We start from the raw sequence: 17,449 nt of genomic DNA on the forward strand, positions 1-17,449 counted from the left end.
AATAGCGTTTTGGACCCACCTGATCCCATGCCGAACTCAGTAGTGAAACGAAACAGCGCCGATGATAGTGTAGCATTTGCTATGTGAAAGTAGGACATTACCAGGCTTCAAATTGTAGAAAGCCCGAATCTAACGATCCGGGCTTTTTTACGTCTGCAGAAAAGTGAAATGTGCGCAATTAACACACACTCACATCAACACGCATCACGTAGGTCGGGCGAGCGCAGCGATTCCTGACGCTAAAATCACTGTAAGTACCCCCTTATAACGCTTAAACTTCAATTCTAACCTTACGATATAGCTTAATATTTTCACTAAATTCTCAATAAATCAGACCCTGATTACAGAGTCCCACGTTTCTTCTCATTTTGTTGCAATTTCATTCTTGGTTTAATAAGTGACCTGTGTAAAACTACCTGAGTTAATTTAGTAAATCAGGTGACATGAATGTCGAATATTAAAGCTTGGAAACTTATAAGCCTGTTTTGTTTGTTCGCAGTGCTTATGGGTTGTCAATCGAAAGAAGAGCAGCTGCAACAAACAATTCAAGAGTCTATTAAAAAGGTAGATACGGAGCTGTCTCAGCTTGGTACTGCACTCGATAATGGAAGTGTACGCAATGCTGTGTTACTTAAAGAATATGGCGAGCTTCTTAAAAAACAACAACCAGAGCTTACAAAAGTTGTTGATGTAATTACCCTTGATGCAACGCGCCAAGGCGCACTTTATAGTGGCTTAACACAGCGACTTAAAGATATTAAAGGAACTTACTTAATTCCTCCTTACGAAGATACGTTACATAGCATTGATTTGTTACGTGATGCATCTAAACCTACGCTATTTTCTGATGCGTTAACCGATCCTATCAATATGCTAGCTGATATGTCCAAAGGCACTTTAGCGCGTGTAGGCGCAATTAGTAAGCAAGCTGAAGGTGAGGGTGTTGGTAACCAAATGGTAGGTAACCCTAACTATGGTAACTGGCAATCAAATAGTAACGGTATTAGCTTTTGGCAATGGTACGGAATGTACCGTATTTTAGGTGATGTATTTGATCGTGTTGAATATGGAAGCTGGAGTAAGCGCCGAAAGTATAGCTATTACAATGACTATGGCCGCTCGCGTTATTCAAGCCCTAAACAAATTAAAACCCAAAGCGCTTTAGAAACACGCACGCGCCAAACATACCAACGCCAAGGTAAGCAGTTTACAAGCCCTTATGCGAGTAAAAAAACAGGTGCATCAGGTTTAAGCCGTAGTAGTTATACGCCAGCAAAAAGCCGCAGTAGTTATTCTCGTTCGAGCAGTTATAGCAATAGCTCAGGATCGGTGCGTGATAGCGGTAGCAGAACCTCTCGTGGCGTGAGCCGTGGTAAGTAAAAGAATAAAGTTGGAGTTAGAATAATATGTATGAATTTAATGGAATAACTATGTGGTCACTGCAAGCGCTGGCGATTGATTTTGCAATTATTGTTTTATTATTTGTAAGCCTTAAATATATAAAAGGCTGGGTTTCAAACTTACATGCAAATGATGAAATAACAGAGCGTGATAACTTTGCTTTTGGTATTAGCTTTGCCGCTGGCTTAGTGGCACTGGCGATTGTATTAACGGGTGTAAGTAGCGGAGCTTTTGCTGCAACACTGCAACAAGAAGCACTACAAATGTTAGCTTATGGCGCATTAGCAATTGTACTGATTAAGTTGGGTCACTTTTTTCAAGATAAAGTAGCTCTTCGTAAAGTAAGCCTGCACGACGAAATCGTTAAAGGTAACGTTACGGCTTCAATAATTGATTTTGGTCATGTTGTCAGTGTTGCTATCGTTATTCGCTCAGCTCTTTTATGGGTAGCTACTGACGGTTGGCATGGTCTTCCAATTGTAATTGCCGCCTTTATTATAGGTAGTGTTGTATTACTACTTGTTAGCCAATACCGAGTGCAGTTATTTAAACGTACAAATAAAAGTGACGACTGCCTACAACAAGCAATTGTTGATGGTAACTTAGCTGTGGGTATTCGTTACGCTGGATTTTTAGTCGGTAGTGCATTAGCTATTACAGCAGCAACGGGTGTTGCACCTTACGCGGCTGATAATATTAATGCGAGTTTACTATACTGGGCTATTAGCGCAGTAGTGAGCCTTGTTGCATTTATTATTTTGCACTTAGTGACAATTAAAATAATTTTATCTGGTTGCGATATTTCAGATGAAGTTAATCGTCAAAAAAATGTAGGTGTAGCTACTATTTCTGCAGCAGTATCATTTGCTGTAGGTATCACTATGGCAACATTACTAGGCGCATAATCAGTGTCATCAACCAACACTCCCCCAAGTAAGTCTCGCTTACTTGGGCACGATATACTACTTATTACTGTTATGGCCGTGCTTGCTGGGTGCGGCCTTATTTATGAATACTTACTGTCTCATTATGCGGGCCGTGTACTTGGCTCGGTAGAGAGCGCTATTTACGCCATGATTGGCACTATGATTGTAGCAATGGGCTTAGGCGCTTTTTTAGCGCGTTGGTTTAAAGATGCATTTACCGCTTTTGCTTGGCTAGAAAGCATTATTGCTTTGGTTGGCATGGGCTGCATTTTAGCGATAGCGGGTGTAATAGCAGTTAGTTATTCTCTTCCTCATTTATTTTCGAGCATTTTTAATTTACCCCCTGATGTTGTACTTAATGGTTACGTATTTCAAAAGCTACAAGAGTGGTCACGTTTTCTACCTTATGTTTTTGGTTTAATACTGGGCTTATTTATTGGTATGGAAATACCGCTTATAGCGCGCATTCGTCAGCACGTTTATGGCCGTTTTTTAGAAAACAACGCAGGGACTATTTATGGTGCCGATTATATCGGTGCTGGTATTGGTGCAGCCATTTGGGTAAGTATCATGCTCTCAATGCCTATAATGCAAGCTGCAGCGTGGACGGCGTTATTTAATATCATCGCAGGACTCGCGTTTTTATGGCGCTACCATACCCATGTGCGCTTTGCTAAGGCACTTTTAGTTTGCCATATAGCATTACTGGCATTATTTGGCTTTATTTTAGTATTTGGCAGTAGCTGGATGAACAATCTAAGTAATGTTTTATACAAAGATAAAGTAATTTATTCGCAAGCAACTAAATACCAACACGTAGTTTTAACCGAAAGATTAAGCAAAAACCAACCTCAGCCAATTACCGATTTATATTTAAATGGGCGTCTACAGTTCTCAAGTATTGATGAGCAAATATATCATTCAATGCTGGTTTACCCTGCAATGCTTGCCTCTAACAGACACGACCGTGTATTAATAATTGGTGGTGGTGACGGGCTTGCACTTAGAGATGTTTTAAAGTGGCCTGTGAGTGAAGTAACGCTAATAGATTTAGACGCGCAACTACTCAATTTATTTGGTCATAAAGACGGTGACTTTACGCCGCCAGAGCACATCAATAAGCGATTACTACAACTAAACAATAAATCGATGCATGACTCGCGAGCCAACATAATTGTGGGTGATGCATTTTTAGAAGTTGAAAAGCTACTTGACCAATCTAAGCAGTTCGACACCATTTTAATTGATTTACCTGACCCTAATCATCCTGATCTAAATAAAATGTACAGTGACTACTTTTATAATCATGTACGGCAGTTATTAGCACCGGATGGCGCAATGGCGGTTCAATCAACCTCACCTTATCACGCTAAAAAAGCGTTTTTAAGCATTGCAAAAACAGTTAAAGCGGCTGGATTTGAGTATGTTGAGCAGTATCAGCAAAACATACCTTCTTTTGGGCAGTGGGGCTGGACTATAGCGACTAAAATGGGGCAGTCGGCCAGTGGCCGTATTAATGATGCGACGGCTATGCCTGTGCCATCAAGGTGGATTAGTAAAGAATATTTATTGGCAAGTTTTGTATTTCCTAACCACTACTTTGAACAAGTTAAAAGTATTGAGGTCAATAGGTTAGGGTCTGGTCAGTTGTATGATTACTACCGAACTGCATGGCAAATAGAAAGCGAATTGTATAAAAACTAATAAAACATGGTTGACATAATATGTCGACCATGAGAATCTTAACTCAGACATAATATGTCAAACGACAAAAGGCAGAGACATGGAATTAAATGAACTTTCAATAAAATTAGCTTCTTTTGAAACTGAAGGCGCTAACTTTGAGTCTTTCTTGATTGCCAACCCAGGCGAGCAAGATGTTTTACAAGTCATTGTTGATGGAAATGATGAGCTTCCAATTTTTGTTACGCAAACGCAAGAGCAGTTATTATGTATTAGCTACTTGTTTGACGAAGATGAAGTTAAAAGTGAATTACGCAACGAGTTAAACGAAACATTACTACGTTTAAACGTGCCAATTCCACTGAGTGCATTTGCTAAAATCGATAACAAATACGCGATTTTTGGTGCACTGTCGGTAAATTCATCACTAGATGACGTTACCCACGAACTAGTGACATTAGCCGATAACGCTATCGATGCACTAGAAGCCGTGACCTTGTATTTAAACGATTAATAGCTAGTTAGTGGAGTTAAGATTATGAGTATTTTAAAAAAATTATTTACAGCAGTACGTGGCGGCGCTCGTGAAGCAGGCGAAGCAATTGTAGACAAAAATGGCATCCGTATTTTTGAGCAAGAAATTGCAGACGCGCAAAATGCACTTCACCGTGCTAAAAAAAGCCTTACTGAAGTAATGGCCAAAGAAATGCAAACTAAGCGTAAAATTAGCGCTGTAGATGCATCAATCGCTGAACATGAAGCGTATGCAGGCCAAGCTCTTGAAAAGGGCAACGAAGCGTTAGCATTAGAAATTGCAGAAAAAATTGGTGACTTTGAAGCTGAAAAAGCGGAAAACGAGCAAGTATTGTCTGGCTTTAGCAATCACATTGTTGCGCTTAAGCAGCAAGTTAAAGATGCTGAAAAATCGATTAAAGAAAATCAGCGTCAGCTTACAATGGTTAAAACCACTGAAAGCGTACAGCAAGCAACAATGGCTGTTAATAGCACGCTTAATACAAACAGCTCGTCTATGACATCGGCTCGTCAATCGCTTGAACGCATTAAACAGCGCCAACAAGATCGAAGTGACCAGCTTGGTGCTGCAAAGCAACTTGAGTCAGACGTAAATGGCGATGACTTAAAAGCAAAAATGGCTGAAGCAGGCATTGGCGACACAAGTCCAAAAAGCGCTGATATTTTAGCTCGCATCAAAGCGAAGCAAAATAGCTAACTATTACGTTTATACTTTAAAAAGGTAACCGAGTTTTTCTCAGTTACCTTTTTTGCTTAGAAGGCAGCCTTCCTATGTTTAATTTTTTCAAATCTAAAAAAGAGCCAGAACGTCAACTTAATCATCCGAGCGATCTTAAAAAAGGCGACATGTTTAGCGTTATTGATTCATTTGCCTATCCTGCATGGTTAAAGGGTGAAACGTTACGTGTTACTGATATTCAGACTTACCAATATCAGCACAGTAGCGATACTGAATTTGTACTTGAGACAAATAGCGGCCAAGTTGTATTTTTACAAATTGAGCAAGATGATGGCGAAGAGTGGGCTAACTTTTCTATTAAAATTCAGCGAAACGAAGTTGAAGAGATATTTAGCCTTGATGAGTTTGCGCGTATTTTTGATGAAGAGTCGTTAACCCACATTACAGTGCAAAATACACCAGAGCGCTTTATGCAGTTTTTAGCTAAAAGCTACCAACAAAGCGAGTCGCCTTATGTGTGTTATTTCCATAATAAAGATTACCGCAACCAAACTTTGCCTCGCTATGAGCAAGAAGGTGGTGAGCCATGTGAAATGATTTGCTTAGCGTCAGATAATGAAGGCTTTGGTTTAAATATCGAAATTTGGGATGGCGGCGAAACCGAAGTATCGCTAACGCTCATGCGTCCAATGTCAGACATTGTAGACTTGTTTCCCGGAGATGCTAAGTGAGTGATGCTAAAGATAAGTGGTTACGTCAGGAACAAGCTGTACGTGCCACACAAATGGCATTCGATCTAAGCAGCGAAGTTCAAAAGCTGATAAAAAAGCAGGCAATTGATCAAGAGCTAACGCCGTCAGATATGATCCGAAAAATACTTGGCTTAGACGTAAAGTCTAAAAAAACGCGTCAACGTTTATCGTTTAACTTAAATGATGATGAAATAGCGCAACTAGCCAGTCGCTTTGATGTACAAAGCGATGATAAGCGAGCCGTAAAGCAACAAGTAGCTGATTTATTAATAGCTCACACTAAAAATAAAAAAGTGAAATAATTTAATTAGGTTTTTATGAATATTATTTTAATTGCTTACTTAATTATTTTTGCGTTGTTTGGTACTGCGGCGAGTTATTTTGTACGTTTTATTTATGCATATTGGGTGCTTAAAACAATGCCCATGAAATACATTATTAAAGCGGGTATTTGCGTGGTACTGGTGGTAGTAATTTCAGCGTTAATTCCGTATTTAAGTTAACGCTGAAATTAGCTTATACGCGGCCGTTTTTATTTTATATCAAACGACTGGCATTGGTGGTTAATACACAGCGATTGCACTTCAAGTACAGGAGAACAATCAGTTAAGCCTTGTGCTTTATTTTGTATGTTTTCTTGTTTTGTTATTTGTTGAGCAAGCTGTTCTGCTTCTTCTTGAGATGTGTTTAGCGTTGAATAAACAGCATATTTACTCGGTCCGCCGCATGCGCGGGCGCCCACTTCAAGTACTTTGCACTGAAAGCTTGCAGTGCAGCTGTTATTACTCACCATGTTATTCAGATCATAGTTTAAGTCAGATAAGTTTTTACTTTGCTCATTTGACGTCACAGTACTAGCACAACCACTTAGTAATAAAATGCTGCTAGCAATGCTTAAAATTGATAGTTTAATTGCCGATGGTAAACAACTCATAACGTTATCCTTAAAATGCACTTACCGCTGAGCCTTCAAGTTTAACACATTTATTTTCAACACACTGCGTGCTTGGCGTTGTTAAATGCTGACAAATGCTCATCATCCCTTTTTGTGAATTATAACTACTTTCAAGCTTAGTAATTTTGTCGCTAAGGGCTGCTACTTGTTCCTCAGATGCTGCGTTTGTTGAGTACACAACAAAGCTGCTTGGCCCACCACATGCGCGACTGCCTACTGCATTTACTCTACATTGGGTGCTGGTATCACATTGCTTATCTGTAATTAGCGTATTTAATTCGGTTTTAGCTGTTTTTATATCGTCTATTGAAACGTTTTTTAAATCAGCTTTTGGTATTTTTTCAGCAACTACGTTCTTTTTAGTATTTTCTTGTAATTGAGTGTTTTCTTTTAGCTTTTGTGGCTCTTGCTTTGGTGCTTCAGCTTCTGAGGTGATTGTTACTTGCTGCGTTTCAGTGGGTGCTTTATCTAAGCATGCAGTTAAACACAGTGGTAAAAGTATGGCTAACAATGGGGTACGCATAACAAACCTTGATAGTGATGAAATATTCATCACTATCATACACGGTGCATTTTTTACGGCAATAAAAACTATATTATCAAGTAATTAAAGCCGTGAAAAATACCGTTTTGTTAAAGTCCACCCTGCGTTAGTTTGGTGGGGTTAAGTAGTTTTTCGAGTTCACTGCGTGGTAAATCAGTTTCTTGTTCGGCTACATCAATAATAGGGCGGGCTTCTTTATAAGCCTGCTTTGCTATTTTTGCTGCTTTTTCATAACCGATCACCGGATTAAGCGCAGTTACCAAAATTGGATTTTTAGCGAGTGCTTTATCTATATTTGGCTGATTCACCTTAAAACTGGCAATCGCTTTATCGCCCAGCGCTTGTGCGCTATTTGCAAGTAACTCAATACTTTGCAAAATATTATACGCAATGACTGGGAGCATAACGTTTAGCTCAAAATTACCCGCTTGACCTGCTACGGTAATAGTGGCGTCGTTGCCAATAACTTGTGCGCTTACCATGGCTGCGGCTTCTGGTATTACTGGGTTTACCTTACCTGGCATAATAGATGAGCCTGGTTGAAGTGCTTCAAGCTCTATTTCACCTAAGCCCGCAAGTGGTCCTGAATTCATCCAGCGTAGGTCATTCGCTATTTTCATTTGTGCTACAGCGAGTACTTTTAATTGCCCCGAAAGCGCGACGATGGCGTCTTGTGAACCTATATTATAAAAAAAGTTACTACTGGGCGTAAATCTAATGCCTACATTGGCACTCAGATTTTCTGCAAATTTGGCTGCAAACTTAGGGTCTGCATTTATTCCTGTTCCAACAGCTGTACCGCCTTGTGCAAGTTCGCACACACGCTCTAAGCTATGTCTAATTCCTGCTGCGGCATGATTAACTTGTGACTGCCATGCACTGAGTGTTTGATCAAACGTTACAGGCATTGCATCCATTAAATGCGTACGGCCCGTTTTAACTATATGGCCTACTTCAGCTTTTTTCTTTTCCAGGCTTTGCGATAAATTTTCAAGCGAAGGAAGTAATTCGTACACTACATTTATTGCGCTACTGAGTGCGATAGCAGTAGGGACTACATCGTTAGAGCTTTGCCCCATGTTTACATCATCATTAGGGTGAATGCTTTCGTTGCCTATCCGGCTAGCAAGCGTTGCAATAACTTCATTGGCATTCATATTTGAGCTTGTGCCAGAACCTGTTTGAAAAATATCAACGGGGAAATGCTCAACATGCTCGCCATCAATAATACTTTGACAAGCTTGCTCAATTGCATCGGCTTTAGCTTTGCTTAAATGGCCTAGCTCACAGTTACTTTGTGCAGCGGCTTGTTTTATATAAGCCAGTGCAGTTATAAATTGCTTTGGCATAGATAAGCCACTAATGGCAAAGTTATTAACTGCTCGTTGTGTTTGCGCCTGATAGAGCGCATCAGTAGGTACTTGTAGCTCGCCCATGCTGTCTGATTCTGTTCTAAAGTTGCTCATAAGTGTGCTCCTTAAAAAGGGTTGAATTCGTGACTAAGAATACGAGCTTCACGCTCAAGTATTAAAAATTGTGCAGTATTGTTATGCACTTTATAAAACCGTTTTAGTGCTAATAAAGGTTTGTATAACTGCTCTAAACATTGTTTACGAATAGCATTATGTATAAGAGGGTCGCACATTTTGTTCATAATTTCATGGTGTGTGCGTCTAAGATAAAACTCTTGAAGCAAGGGATTACGTTGTTGCTCAAATTTTTTGGCGACGTTAAGGGCGGTTTCTATGTAATCGGCAACGAGCATGGGTGCATGCAGGCCAGGTCTTAAGCAATGGCAAGAGAGTTCTTGATGGTAACGATGCTGGGCATAATTTGAAGACATAAAAAAACCGACTTAAGTTAACGATAATAGTTATCATTACATTTAATCGGTTTCAGTGTAAACAGTTATTATAAAAATTATTTGCGATACTAATTTGAGTTTTAATTGTAGCCAAGAATAAATATCTGATCTGTTTCATGTTTGGTCATCGCCTGTTGATTATGTTTAGGGTGCGAAAGTAAATCGATTACTGTAGCTCTCATATCAACGGCGTAACTATGATCGTCGGTGGTTTTTTCGGTTATAGCAATAGCTGCGTCTACAGCGGTATAAGGGGGTATATGCATAATTTTATCCTTTGAAATTTAATATAAGTTAAACCCTTTAGTGGGTTAACAATATAAAGCATATTACGTACCAACCATAATGAGCCGGCTCAACCATATGATAGTTATAGTATTTAAAAATTACCTTTTTTTCATCACGACAAAATAAGCTAAATTTGCTTTACTGTTGTGCATTAATCTACAATTTTGGTGCACAGTAATGACAAAGCCATTTTCACAAGCCTGTGAAAACAATAAAACCCCTATTTTAGAGCAATTAAAAGTTGTATTAAAAAATACTAAAACAGCACTCGAAGTTGGCTCAGGAACCGGCCAGCATAGTGTTTTTTTTGCAGAGCAGTTACCACATTTACAATGGCATACAAGTGATCGTGCTATAAACCACGAAGGGATTAATTTATGGCACCGCGAAGCTAATTCAACTAATTTACATGCACCACTTGAGCTTGATTTAAATAATGAGTGGCCAATAGATAAAGTTGACGCTATTTATACTGCAAACACATTTCATATTGTAAGTTGGCAATTAGTTGAGCGTTTTTTTGACGGTGTTAAACGCCACTTAAATAGCGACGGTATGTTGTGTATTTATGGGCCATTCAAATACGAAGGTGAATTTACCAGCCCAAGTAATGATGACTTTAGTGCCTTTTTAAAAGAGCGCGATCCGTCAAGTGGAATAAGAGATTTTGAAGCAGTTGAACAACTAGCTAAGCAAGCAGGGCTTACGCTTATTAGCGATACAGCCATGCCTGCAAATAATCAGTTACTCGTTTTTAAACGGCAGTAATGAGCTACATTGCTCTTTATATATATCAATATGGCCGCGTTCACGCTTTAAGTAGTCGCTTATTGCATTACTGAAGTCGCCATCAACAATATGGTGAGCAGAGTAGGTAAGTACGGGTTCAAATCCGCGTGCTATTTTGTGCTCACCTTGTGCACCCGAATGAAAACAGTTGAGTTTATGCTTTATTGCAAACTCAATACCTTGGTAATAACACAATTCGAAGTGCAGCGAATCTACTTCTTCGCTTGCTCCCCAGTAACGCCCATAAAGCGTATTTTTACCTACTAAACTAAGTGTTGCAGCAATCACGTTGTCGTCTTTTTTGGCCAGCATAATAACGAGGCTATTAGCCATTAAGGCATGTAAAAGCGTAAAAAACTCCATATTTAAATAGCCCAAATGACCAGAGCGCTTTAAGTAGGTACGCTGATAAAACTCACAAAACAACTGCATTATCTCGGGCGTAATTTGCGTTCCTTGCAGCCATTCAATATCAATGTTCTGTTGCGCTATTTTAGCTCGCTCTTTTTTAAGGGATTTACGTTTGCGTGAGCTAAGTATTTGCAAAAAGTCGTCAAAGGTTTCAAAACCTTTATTAAACCACTGAAACTGCACACCCACTCTTAGCATGGCGTGTTGCTCAGTTAATGATGTTGCTTGAGCTTGATCGCAAAAGTTAACATGCCATCCCGACCATCCTTGCTGAGCACTGTGTAAGCTAAGTTGCTCTGTAATGTATTGATATACCGCATTTGGATTAGCGTGCTCGATAGCAATACGCTTGCCTTCAATAGGGCTAAAGGGAATGCCAGATAGCCACTTGGGATAATATTCTAAACCGTGTTTTTCGTATGCCTCAGCCCATGCCCAGTCAAATACATACTCGCCGTATGAATGACTTTTTAAATACCCGGGTGCAAGTGCAACGAGCGTATCATCTTCAAAAATAGCGAGGTGATGGGGCTGCCAACCGCTTTTTTGTGTTACGCATTGGCTTTGTTCAAGGGCATATAAAAAAGTATGTTGAGTAAATGGTTCATCACCAAATAAACGTTGCCACTGCGCCTGATCAATCTCATTAATACTGCTAAACCATTGGTGCGAAAACGTTCCCATGACTACTTACCTTGTAGTTGTTCTAAGCTGTTCTACGTTTTTAATAAACGTACTAATTTGCATTTTAAGCTCGGTAAAATGAGGATTATAAGTTAAGCGCTGTAAAGCCGGATAGTGTTTTAAGTTGGCGCTTGTACGCTCTCCTAGTTGTGGTTTTTTAGTTGTTTTACATGTTTCATACAGGGACTCATCGTTAATAAAGCTGCCACAATTGCGATAAGTGGCGTTAATTCCATAATGTGGATTTTGCGGTGAGTTAACAACAGCAATATGCGACATACCATGAACCTTTTTACATTGAGGTGTTGTGCATTGCGGATTATTTACTGTGTAGTCACTAGCAAAGTCTGGCGGTAAAATATTGGTGCTTCCATAAAGTACTAAAGTATCGAGTGGCTTATATTTGATTGAATTATCTTTGTGTAATGTACTCAATAACTTTAGCGTGGCACGCGTGTCTATCGTGGTATCAATATCACTAAGTACACTAAAAATAGGTAATTTAAGTGCAGGGCGTTTGTTTAAGCTACTTACACTTGCAAGTGACATTGCATCGTACGAAGCGGCAGCTGCGTTTAGAGGAAATGATTCATACTTAGCAAAGTCTACATCGGCATCTTTATCAATCCAATTAACAAAGGGTATGGCATCAATCCACTTTGCTATCCAGCCGTACTTATTATGTGGCTCAGAGCCGGGCGAATAAAGCATAAGCGCTTTAATTTTAGAGGATACAGTGTGTTTGGTTGCGTAATCAATAAGTAACGCTGCACCGGTAGAGTAACCTGCGAGTATCACCTCATCAAAGTCTTGTACGGAGCGTTCAATACCGTATTTTATTGCTTGTTGCCATTGGCTAACGTCTACATTGAGTAACGCACTTGCGGCGCTTCCATGTCCTGGTAATAAAATAGTACGCACAGTATAGCCTTGCTGATAATACACTTGTGCTAAATCGTGATACGTAAAGGGGGAGTCAGTTAGTCCGTGGATTAATAGCGCAACTTTATTGCTGTTTGGATGCGTAAGCTCAAAAGGGGCAATAATATCTGCAATAGTAGGGTCAGGTTTTCGCGTACCTTGTGTTACTAATTGCTGATACGTTTGTGTAATAACAGGGCATGGCATATTTGCACGTGGATTGGCTTTATTTATATGTTTATATGCAAAATCTAAGTAATCGTTAAATGGCAAAAGGGCGTGGTAATTAAAGCGCTGGTGGTTGTGCTCATTTTCAAAGCGTAATAAGCCTTGTTGCTTACTTTTTGTTATAAATTTAAAGTCGCTCGCCTGCGATATACAGTTTTGAGCGACAGCTGTATGAGAAAAAACACTTAAAACAAAACCCAAAAATACTCTTAAAACTATTCTTAAAATTAAACCACTATTGTTCATTAACTTCTGCATATTGGACAAGACACTCGGTTAGCTTAATGAGTTCAAGCGGTTTTGCAAGATGCTGGTTAAATCCAACTGCTTGTGCATGTGCTTTATCCTCTGGCATAACGTCGGCAGTTAAAGCAATAATCGGGAGCTCTTGTTCAGTTTTAAACTGGCGGATCAGTGCCGTTGCTCTATAGCCATCCATTACAGGCATTTGGCAATCCATAAGCACTAAGTCAAAATGCTGACTTTTAACTATATCAACGGCCAGTTCGCCATTTTCTACTATATACGGCACAATCCCTAACGAGCCAAGCATCGCCTTAATAACCATTTGATTTACTGGGTTATCCTCTGCGACCAAAATGTCTAGCGAAGTAATATTAGTATTATCAAATGTAATAACATGTTCTTTTTTAGGCTCTGTTGTTTCTAATCGTATTGAAAATGTAAAAGTAGAGCCTTTATCTATTTCACTTTTAAGTGTTATTTCTCCCCCCATTAGCTGGCTTAGCTCTTTAGCTATGGTTAAGCCAAGTCCTGTACCGCCAAACTGCCTTGAGGTAGAACTATCAGCTTGGGTAAATGCGTTAAATAATTTTTTATGCTGGCTTGGTTTTATACCTATTCCGGTATCACTAACGTTTATAACAAGCTGTACTTTATTGGCGGCAGTAAACTCTGTTTCTATGTTTAAAGCAACGCTGCCTTGGCTTGTAAATTTAATCGCGTTACTACATAAATTAAGTAATACCTGCTCAATTCGCATAGGATCACCAATAAACCAGGTATTTAAAGGTAGCTTTGAGTTAACTTGCCAGTTAATACCTTTGTTAACTGCGCTTTGTTCAAACATATTGTCTATGCGTGTTATTAAGGCACCTAGGTCGAATGCAATAGATTCAATAACTAACTTTTGGGATTCTATTTTTGATATATCAAGAATGTCATTAATTAAGTTTAATAAACTTTTAGATGATGAGTTTATTTTATCTAAATAGCCAATGAGTGTACTTGCACTGTCTGTTTCTCGGGCAAGTGAAGAGAAACCAATAACGGCGTTTAATGGTGTACGTATTTCGTGGCTCATATTCGCTAAAAATTGGCTTTTAGCCTGATTAGCTAAATCAGACTGCTGCTTTGCTTGTGCGAGTGAGTGTGTACGCTCTGCAACTTGACGTGTAAGTGCAATTTGTTGCTGATTAAACAGCAGTAAAACCATTAAAATTAAAGAACATACGGCAACTTGGAGTATGAGCAATAATAGAGTTAGTTGGCTATTATGTTGTGTTAAAAAGCTTTCTTTAAGGGCTAGTTTTACAATCCATTTTTGCCCTGCAAAGTCCACGTCAAACGACATTAATCGGCTGCCTTTGGCTTGCTGAACATCCTGAGAGTAATTACTATAAAACGGCGGTGTGTTTGTATCTTCGTATATACCAATCGAAAACATATCAGACTGTTCTTTAGAAATGGCCTGCTCAATAATACTACGCACTAAAAATATACCAGTGGCATAGCCTTTAATTGTTTTTTCATCGTTATATTGGGAGTACACAGGGGCAAATAATAAATAGGCTGGTTTAGGTTGTTTGGTTTGCACCAACTGAATTATTTTAGTTCCGACTGGCATGTACTTTATAGCGGGGTTAAGCAGAGAGTTTTTTCGATCAGGGTTTGAAAATACATTAAAGCCAATAGCTTTTTGATTACCATTAAAAGGAGCTATGTATTTTACTATAACAAGGGGATCGTTAATTTCAAGAGGTTCGCCAACTATATCAATATCTAAATGGTAAATGTTTGATATTTCTTGAGCAAAGACTTCGCGTTGATCTTGAGGTATTTTTGCATTCCACGATAAAGCGTTAATAAACTCGTATTGAGTTAGTAACTGACTAGCATAAGAATAAAAATCTTGCTGGCTCAGCATGGGAGATGATTGAACCTGACTTGCTAAGCTCTGCACTGCAATAATACTGCGATTTGTATATCTATAAAGGCTGTTTTCTATAACGTGGACTTCACGTTCGGCAATTTTAATAGTGCTTATACGATTTTCCTGATCGTATAATTGTGTTGTTACCGCGACTGATAAAAATAAAACTGAGCATACTGCAATTGTCGGAAATGCCGATATAGTATGTTGATTAGACTTTTGTGGTAATAAAGAAAGTAAAAACGGAGTCGCAATTAATACCCCTAATGTATCGCCAAGCCACCAGTAAATAACATTATTCCAATGATTATCAATACTGTAAATCGAGTTAAATTGACTCAGTGCGAATACGCCAAAGTTAGCTGAAATTAAGCTGACCAATATGGCTATGACTAAAATAAAGTAAATTATATTCTTGCGCTTTTTAAAGCGCAGCGGGTGACCAAGCCAATACTTTAAAAGAGCTGCGCCGACCATTGCCTGTATAACAACACCAAAGGCGATATACATAGCCTCGTTGAATGAGTTGCCGACCAGGACTAGCTCATGAGCTGAACTATCAAAAATATTTAGGTTAAACGCAATTGCAGCTACAAATAAAGGCGGGATAAAGCGCCACCACCAAATATAACAACCGACTAGAGCTATGCCGGCAGGTAACCAAATTGGAATTATTTGCGAGTTAAAAGCAAGTTTAGTGAGTGCTATGCCGACTAAAAAATATGCTAAAGCAAACATGATGTAAAAAATAATGGAATGATTTTTAGAGTTAAAATTTTTCACATAAGGTCCAAGCAATTATTATTATCGTTTTGAAATATCAGTATAGCTAACAGTAAGTTATTTTGGTTATTTTTATAATGGTAACTGTTTTTTGCTAAATGACTGCTTTAACACGACTGTTGATTCTATATTTGCAATACAACTTAAACTACCTAGCTGATGTTTTACAAATGTTTCGTAGCTCTCAAGATCATGTGCAATGATTTTTAATAAATAATCATAGCTTCCTGATATTACACAACACTCTAATACATGTGGTAATTTTTCTACATGTTGCTCAAATTGCTCTGCAGCACTTACCGAGTTTTGGCTTAATCTTACAAACGCATATACCAACACATTAAGGTTAAGTGCTTTAGGATTTATGGCGGCGTGGTAGCCGGTAATAATGTTTTCTTGCTCTAACTTTTTTATACGCCTTAGGCAAGGTGTATCCGATAGGTTGATACTGCTGGCCAAGTCTGAAACCGACATACGAGCTTGGCTTTGCAGTGCAATGAGTAATTGCTGATCTTTTTTATCTAACATAGTTGTCGGCTTTTATTAATTATTTTTATATTTGTAGTGATTATTGCTAAGTATTGCAATTTTTACTAATTTTTTTGGCGTTTTACCCTCATTGAACTCTGTTAGCATTTAACTATAAAAATAATAGAGCACAACAATGAACACACATACCGCTATTTTTGATCACTGGATACGAACAGAGTTTGTCACTTTAAATAGTGAATTAGAGCAGCTTTATTGGCAGCAAACCGATAAAGCAAATGTAGAAGGAATAGGTGAGGCCTTAAAGCAACAATTAGAAAAAGAAGGCAACGCATTAATTAGCAATTTATTAGCCGAGGGAAACACAGATCAAGGCTTTGATAGCGCTTTTGACTTACTCGGTAACGTAGGATTGTTTATGGCGGCGTGTAGGCGCCATGAAATTACTGAGCCAAGCAGAGAAACTACTTCCCCACTAATTGAAGCCTCAGCGCTTGCTATGCATATAGGCGCATCCATTGGCGTAACCCCTCGTTTTGCTACCGCCCACTTAACTACTCATAACAAAGCACTTAACGGTATTTATAAACGATTTACCAATTTACCTGATGAAAAGCTATTTCTTGATTACAACACCCAAGGTATTTTGGCCTATAAACGTGCAAGTGATGCTTTATTAAAAATATTGCCGTTAGGTATCTCACACCCCCTGTGTGGTGAGTTATTAAAAGTAGCCAAACAAGCGCTTATAGATGTAATTGAGTCAAGTAATGCACTTTATTCTGAGCTCGATGCAGATCGCTTTTTTAACTGCGTTCGCCCTTATTATAAACCGTACCGTGTAGGTAAAGAGGTTTACAGAGGTGCAAATGCTGGTGACTTTGCAGGTATTAACGTGATTGATATGTTACTAGGGCTTTGTAGCGCAAATGAGCCTAGTTACTCGCAAATGCTGGTGGATAAGTTTTTATATATGATGCCAGAGGATCAACAAATCCTACGAGAAGCCATGCGTATGCAAAGCTTTATGGATGACTTTTTACAAGCCAAGCAATATAAAAATACAGATTGGTTTAAAAACCATGCAACGTTATTTATTCAAGTGTGTAAATTACATGGCGACACCGCAGTCGGTCATCATAATCAACTGGTTGAAAAGTTTATTGCTCAGCCCTCAAAAAATATGCAACAGCAGCATATGAGCAAGGTAACAGCAAGTGGTCCGCCGCTTCATGTGTTACTTGATTCGCTCGAAAAATTAAGAGATAGGCGAGCCAGTGCCAAACGCGACGATATAAAAACACGTTTTGACGATCTAAATACACTTAAAAAATGGGTTAAATAG

General features: G+C 38.9%; 19 protein-coding genes and 1 rRNA gene. 11 read left to right on the top strand and 9 right to left on the bottom strand.

The genetic code is table 11. The annotated features are described in order from the left end of the window. From rrf to I6F43_RS18120, 9 genes are all read left to right on the top strand, one after another. Positions 1 to 106: ribosomal RNA gene (gene rrf, locus I6F43_RS18080) — 5S ribosomal RNA — on the top strand; the annotation flags it as partial. 341 nt (positions 107 to 447) lie between these two features. Further along, entirely contained in the window at positions 448 to 1,380 is a 933-nt protein-coding gene (locus I6F43_RS18085) for a hypothetical protein (RefSeq protein ID WP_007579759.1), read from the top strand. A 26-nt stretch (positions 1,381 to 1,406) separates the two neighbouring features. Beyond that, on the top strand, positions 1,407 to 2,306 hold the full coding sequence (locus I6F43_RS18090; RefSeq protein WP_197103446.1) for a DUF350 domain-containing protein: 900 nt from the start codon (positions 1,407 to 1,409) through the stop codon (positions 2,304 to 2,306). A 3-nt stretch (positions 2,307 to 2,309) separates the two neighbouring features. Beyond that, a complete protein-coding gene (locus I6F43_RS18095) occupies positions 2,310 to 4,031 on the top strand; it encodes a polyamine aminopropyltransferase (protein ID WP_197103449.1) in 1,722 nt (573 codons plus the stop codon). Between the two features lie 79 nt (positions 4,032 to 4,110). Then, positions 4,111 to 4,524 (top strand): YjfI family protein, encoded by a 414-nt coding sequence (locus I6F43_RS18100; RefSeq protein WP_004335098.1) that lies wholly within the window; start codon positions 4,111 to 4,113, stop codon positions 4,522 to 4,524. 24 nt (positions 4,525 to 4,548) lie between these two features. Further along, on the top strand, positions 4,549 to 5,241 hold the full coding sequence (locus I6F43_RS18105; RefSeq protein WP_004335088.1) for a PspA/IM30 family protein: 693 nt from the start codon (positions 4,549 to 4,551) through the stop codon (positions 5,239 to 5,241). A 74-nt stretch (positions 5,242 to 5,315) separates the two neighbouring features. Beyond that, positions 5,316 to 5,954, top strand: coding sequence for a DUF4178 domain-containing protein (locus tag I6F43_RS18110; RefSeq protein WP_024592232.1), 639 nt, complete (start codon positions 5,316 to 5,318; stop codon positions 5,952 to 5,954). Then, positions 5,951 to 6,277: a hypothetical protein gene (locus tag I6F43_RS18115; protein WP_010554828.1), complete on the top strand. Its 327-nt coding sequence runs from the start codon at positions 5,951 to 5,953 to the stop codon at positions 6,275 to 6,277. The genes I6F43_RS18110 and I6F43_RS18115 overlap by 4 nt, the downstream gene beginning before the upstream one ends. Positions 6,278 to 6,292: 15 nt before the next feature. Beyond that, positions 6,293 to 6,478 carry a hypothetical protein gene (locus I6F43_RS18120; RefSeq protein WP_007579770.1) on the top strand — a complete coding sequence of 62 codons (186 nt, stop codon included), beginning with the start codon at positions 6,293 to 6,295 and terminating at the stop codon, positions 6,476 to 6,478. Positions 6,479 to 6,507: 29 nt separating this feature from the next. On the opposite strand, the gene I6F43_RS18125 is transcribed toward I6F43_RS18120, so the two are convergent. The 5 genes from I6F43_RS18125 to I6F43_RS18145 form a co-directional block, all read right to left on the bottom strand. After that, positions 6,508 to 6,909 (bottom strand): hypothetical protein, encoded by a 402-nt coding sequence (locus I6F43_RS18125; RefSeq protein ID WP_024589501.1) that lies wholly within the window; start codon positions 6,907 to 6,909, stop codon positions 6,508 to 6,510. Positions 6,910 to 6,919: 10 nt separating this feature from the next. Continuing rightward, the gene (locus I6F43_RS18130) at positions 6,920 to 7,453 is read right to left on the bottom strand and encodes a hypothetical protein (protein WP_121955018.1); all 534 of its coding nucleotides are present in this window, start codon (positions 7,451 to 7,453) and stop codon (positions 6,920 to 6,922) included. 110 nt (positions 7,454 to 7,563) lie between these two features. After that, positions 7,564 to 8,940: a class II fumarate hydratase gene (locus I6F43_RS18135; protein WP_197103451.1), complete on the bottom strand. Its 1,377-nt coding sequence runs from the start codon at positions 8,938 to 8,940 to the stop codon at positions 7,564 to 7,566. A gap of 11 nt (positions 8,941 to 8,951) precedes the next feature. Next, entirely contained in the window at positions 8,952 to 9,317 is a 366-nt protein-coding gene (locus tag I6F43_RS18140) for a hypothetical protein (RefSeq protein WP_231609258.1), read from the bottom strand. A gap of 101 nt (positions 9,318 to 9,418) precedes the next feature. Beyond that, a complete protein-coding gene (locus tag I6F43_RS18145) occupies positions 9,419 to 9,604 on the bottom strand; it encodes a hypothetical protein (RefSeq protein WP_010554833.1) in 186 nt (61 codons plus the stop codon). Between the two features lie 199 nt (positions 9,605 to 9,803). Here I6F43_RS18145 and I6F43_RS18150 point away from each other — a divergent pair, with 199 nt between their 5' ends. Continuing rightward, positions 9,804 to 10,394: a DUF938 domain-containing protein gene (locus I6F43_RS18150; protein WP_197103453.1), complete on the top strand. Its 591-nt coding sequence runs from the start codon at positions 9,804 to 9,806 to the stop codon at positions 10,392 to 10,394. On the opposite strand, the gene I6F43_RS18155 is transcribed toward I6F43_RS18150, so the two are convergent. The 4 genes from I6F43_RS18155 to I6F43_RS18170 all read right to left on the bottom strand — a co-directional run bounded on the left by I6F43_RS18155 (position 10,371) and on the right by I6F43_RS18170 (position 16,143). After that, complete coding sequence (locus tag I6F43_RS18155; RefSeq protein WP_197103455.1) at positions 10,371 to 11,510, bottom strand: GNAT family N-acetyltransferase; 1,140 nt, start codon at positions 11,508 to 11,510, stop codon at positions 10,371 to 10,373. The two genes, I6F43_RS18150 and I6F43_RS18155, sit on opposite strands and share 24 nt — an antisense overlap. Positions 11,511 to 11,516: 6 nt before the next feature. Beyond that, positions 11,517 to 12,905, bottom strand: coding sequence for an alpha/beta hydrolase (locus tag I6F43_RS18160; protein ID WP_197103458.1), 1,389 nt, complete (start codon positions 12,903 to 12,905; stop codon positions 11,517 to 11,519). After that, on the bottom strand, positions 12,895 to 15,615 hold the full coding sequence (locus I6F43_RS18165; RefSeq protein WP_197103460.1) for an ATP-binding protein: 2,721 nt from the start codon (positions 15,613 to 15,615) through the stop codon (positions 12,895 to 12,897). The genes I6F43_RS18160 and I6F43_RS18165 overlap by 11 nt, the downstream gene beginning before the upstream one ends. Before the next feature lie 72 nt (positions 15,616 to 15,687). Next, entirely contained in the window at positions 15,688 to 16,143 is a 456-nt protein-coding gene (locus I6F43_RS18170) for an Lrp/AsnC family transcriptional regulator (RefSeq protein ID WP_007579788.1), read from the bottom strand. 136 nt (positions 16,144 to 16,279) lie between these two features. On the opposite strand from I6F43_RS18170, the gene I6F43_RS18175 reads away from it, so the two are divergent. Next, entirely contained in the window at positions 16,280 to 17,449 is a 1,170-nt protein-coding gene (locus I6F43_RS18175; protein WP_197103462.1) for a PrnB family protein, read from the top strand.

This window comes from Pseudoalteromonas sp. NZS71_1 (genome assembly GCF_015864305.1).
Classification (GTDB): domain Bacteria; phylum Pseudomonadota; class Gammaproteobacteria; order Enterobacterales; family Alteromonadaceae; genus Pseudoalteromonas; species Pseudoalteromonas arctica.

Bases quoted from the DNA above. Each gene is read 5' to 3' on its own strand.
- I6F43_RS18085 (WP_007579759.1), top strand. From the start codon at position 448: ATGTCGAATATTAAAGCTTGGAAACTTATAAGCCTGTTTTGTTTGTTC.
- I6F43_RS18090 (WP_197103446.1), top strand. From the start codon at position 1,407: ATGTATGAATTTAATGGAATAACTATGTGGTCACTGCAAGCGCTGGCG.
- I6F43_RS18100 (WP_004335098.1), top strand. From the start codon at position 4,111: ATGGAATTAAATGAACTTTCAATAAAATTAGCTTCTTTTGAAACTGAA.
- I6F43_RS18105 (WP_004335088.1), top strand. From the start codon at position 4,549: ATGAGTATTTTAAAAAAATTATTTACAGCAGTACGTGGCGGCGCTCGT.
- I6F43_RS18110 (WP_024592232.1), top strand. From the start codon at position 5,316: ATGTTTAATTTTTTCAAATCTAAAAAAGAGCCAGAACGTCAACTTAAT.
- I6F43_RS18120 (WP_007579770.1), top strand. From the start codon at position 6,293: ATGAATATTATTTTAATTGCTTACTTAATTATTTTTGCGTTGTTTGGT.
- I6F43_RS18125 (WP_024589501.1), bottom strand. From the start codon at position 6,909: ATGAGTTGTTTACCATCGGCAATTAAACTATCAATTTTAAGCATTGCT.
- I6F43_RS18130 (WP_121955018.1), bottom strand. From the start codon at position 7,453: ATGCGTACCCCATTGTTAGCCATACTTTTACCACTGTGTTTAACTGCA.
- I6F43_RS18135 (WP_197103451.1), bottom strand. From the start codon at position 8,940: ATGAGCAACTTTAGAACAGAATCAGACAGCATGGGCGAGCTACAAGTA.
- I6F43_RS18140 (WP_231609258.1), bottom strand. From the start codon at position 9,317: ATGTCTTCAAATTATGCCCAGCATCGTTACCATCAAGAACTCTCTTGC.
- I6F43_RS18145 (WP_010554833.1), bottom strand. From the start codon at position 9,604: ATGCATATACCCCCTTATACCGCTGTAGACGCAGCTATTGCTATAACC.
- I6F43_RS18150 (WP_197103453.1), top strand. From the start codon at position 9,804: ATGACAAAGCCATTTTCACAAGCCTGTGAAAACAATAAAACCCCTATT.
- I6F43_RS18155 (WP_197103455.1), bottom strand. From the start codon at position 11,510: ATGGGAACGTTTTCGCACCAATGGTTTAGCAGTATTAATGAGATTGAT.
- I6F43_RS18160 (WP_197103458.1), bottom strand. From the start codon at position 12,905: ATGAACAATAGTGGTTTAATTTTAAGAATAGTTTTAAGAGTATTTTTG.
- I6F43_RS18170 (WP_007579788.1), bottom strand. From the start codon at position 16,143: ATGTTAGATAAAAAAGATCAGCAATTACTCATTGCACTGCAAAGCCAA.
- I6F43_RS18175 (WP_197103462.1), top strand. From the start codon at position 16,280: ATGAACACACATACCGCTATTTTTGATCACTGGATACGAACAGAGTTT.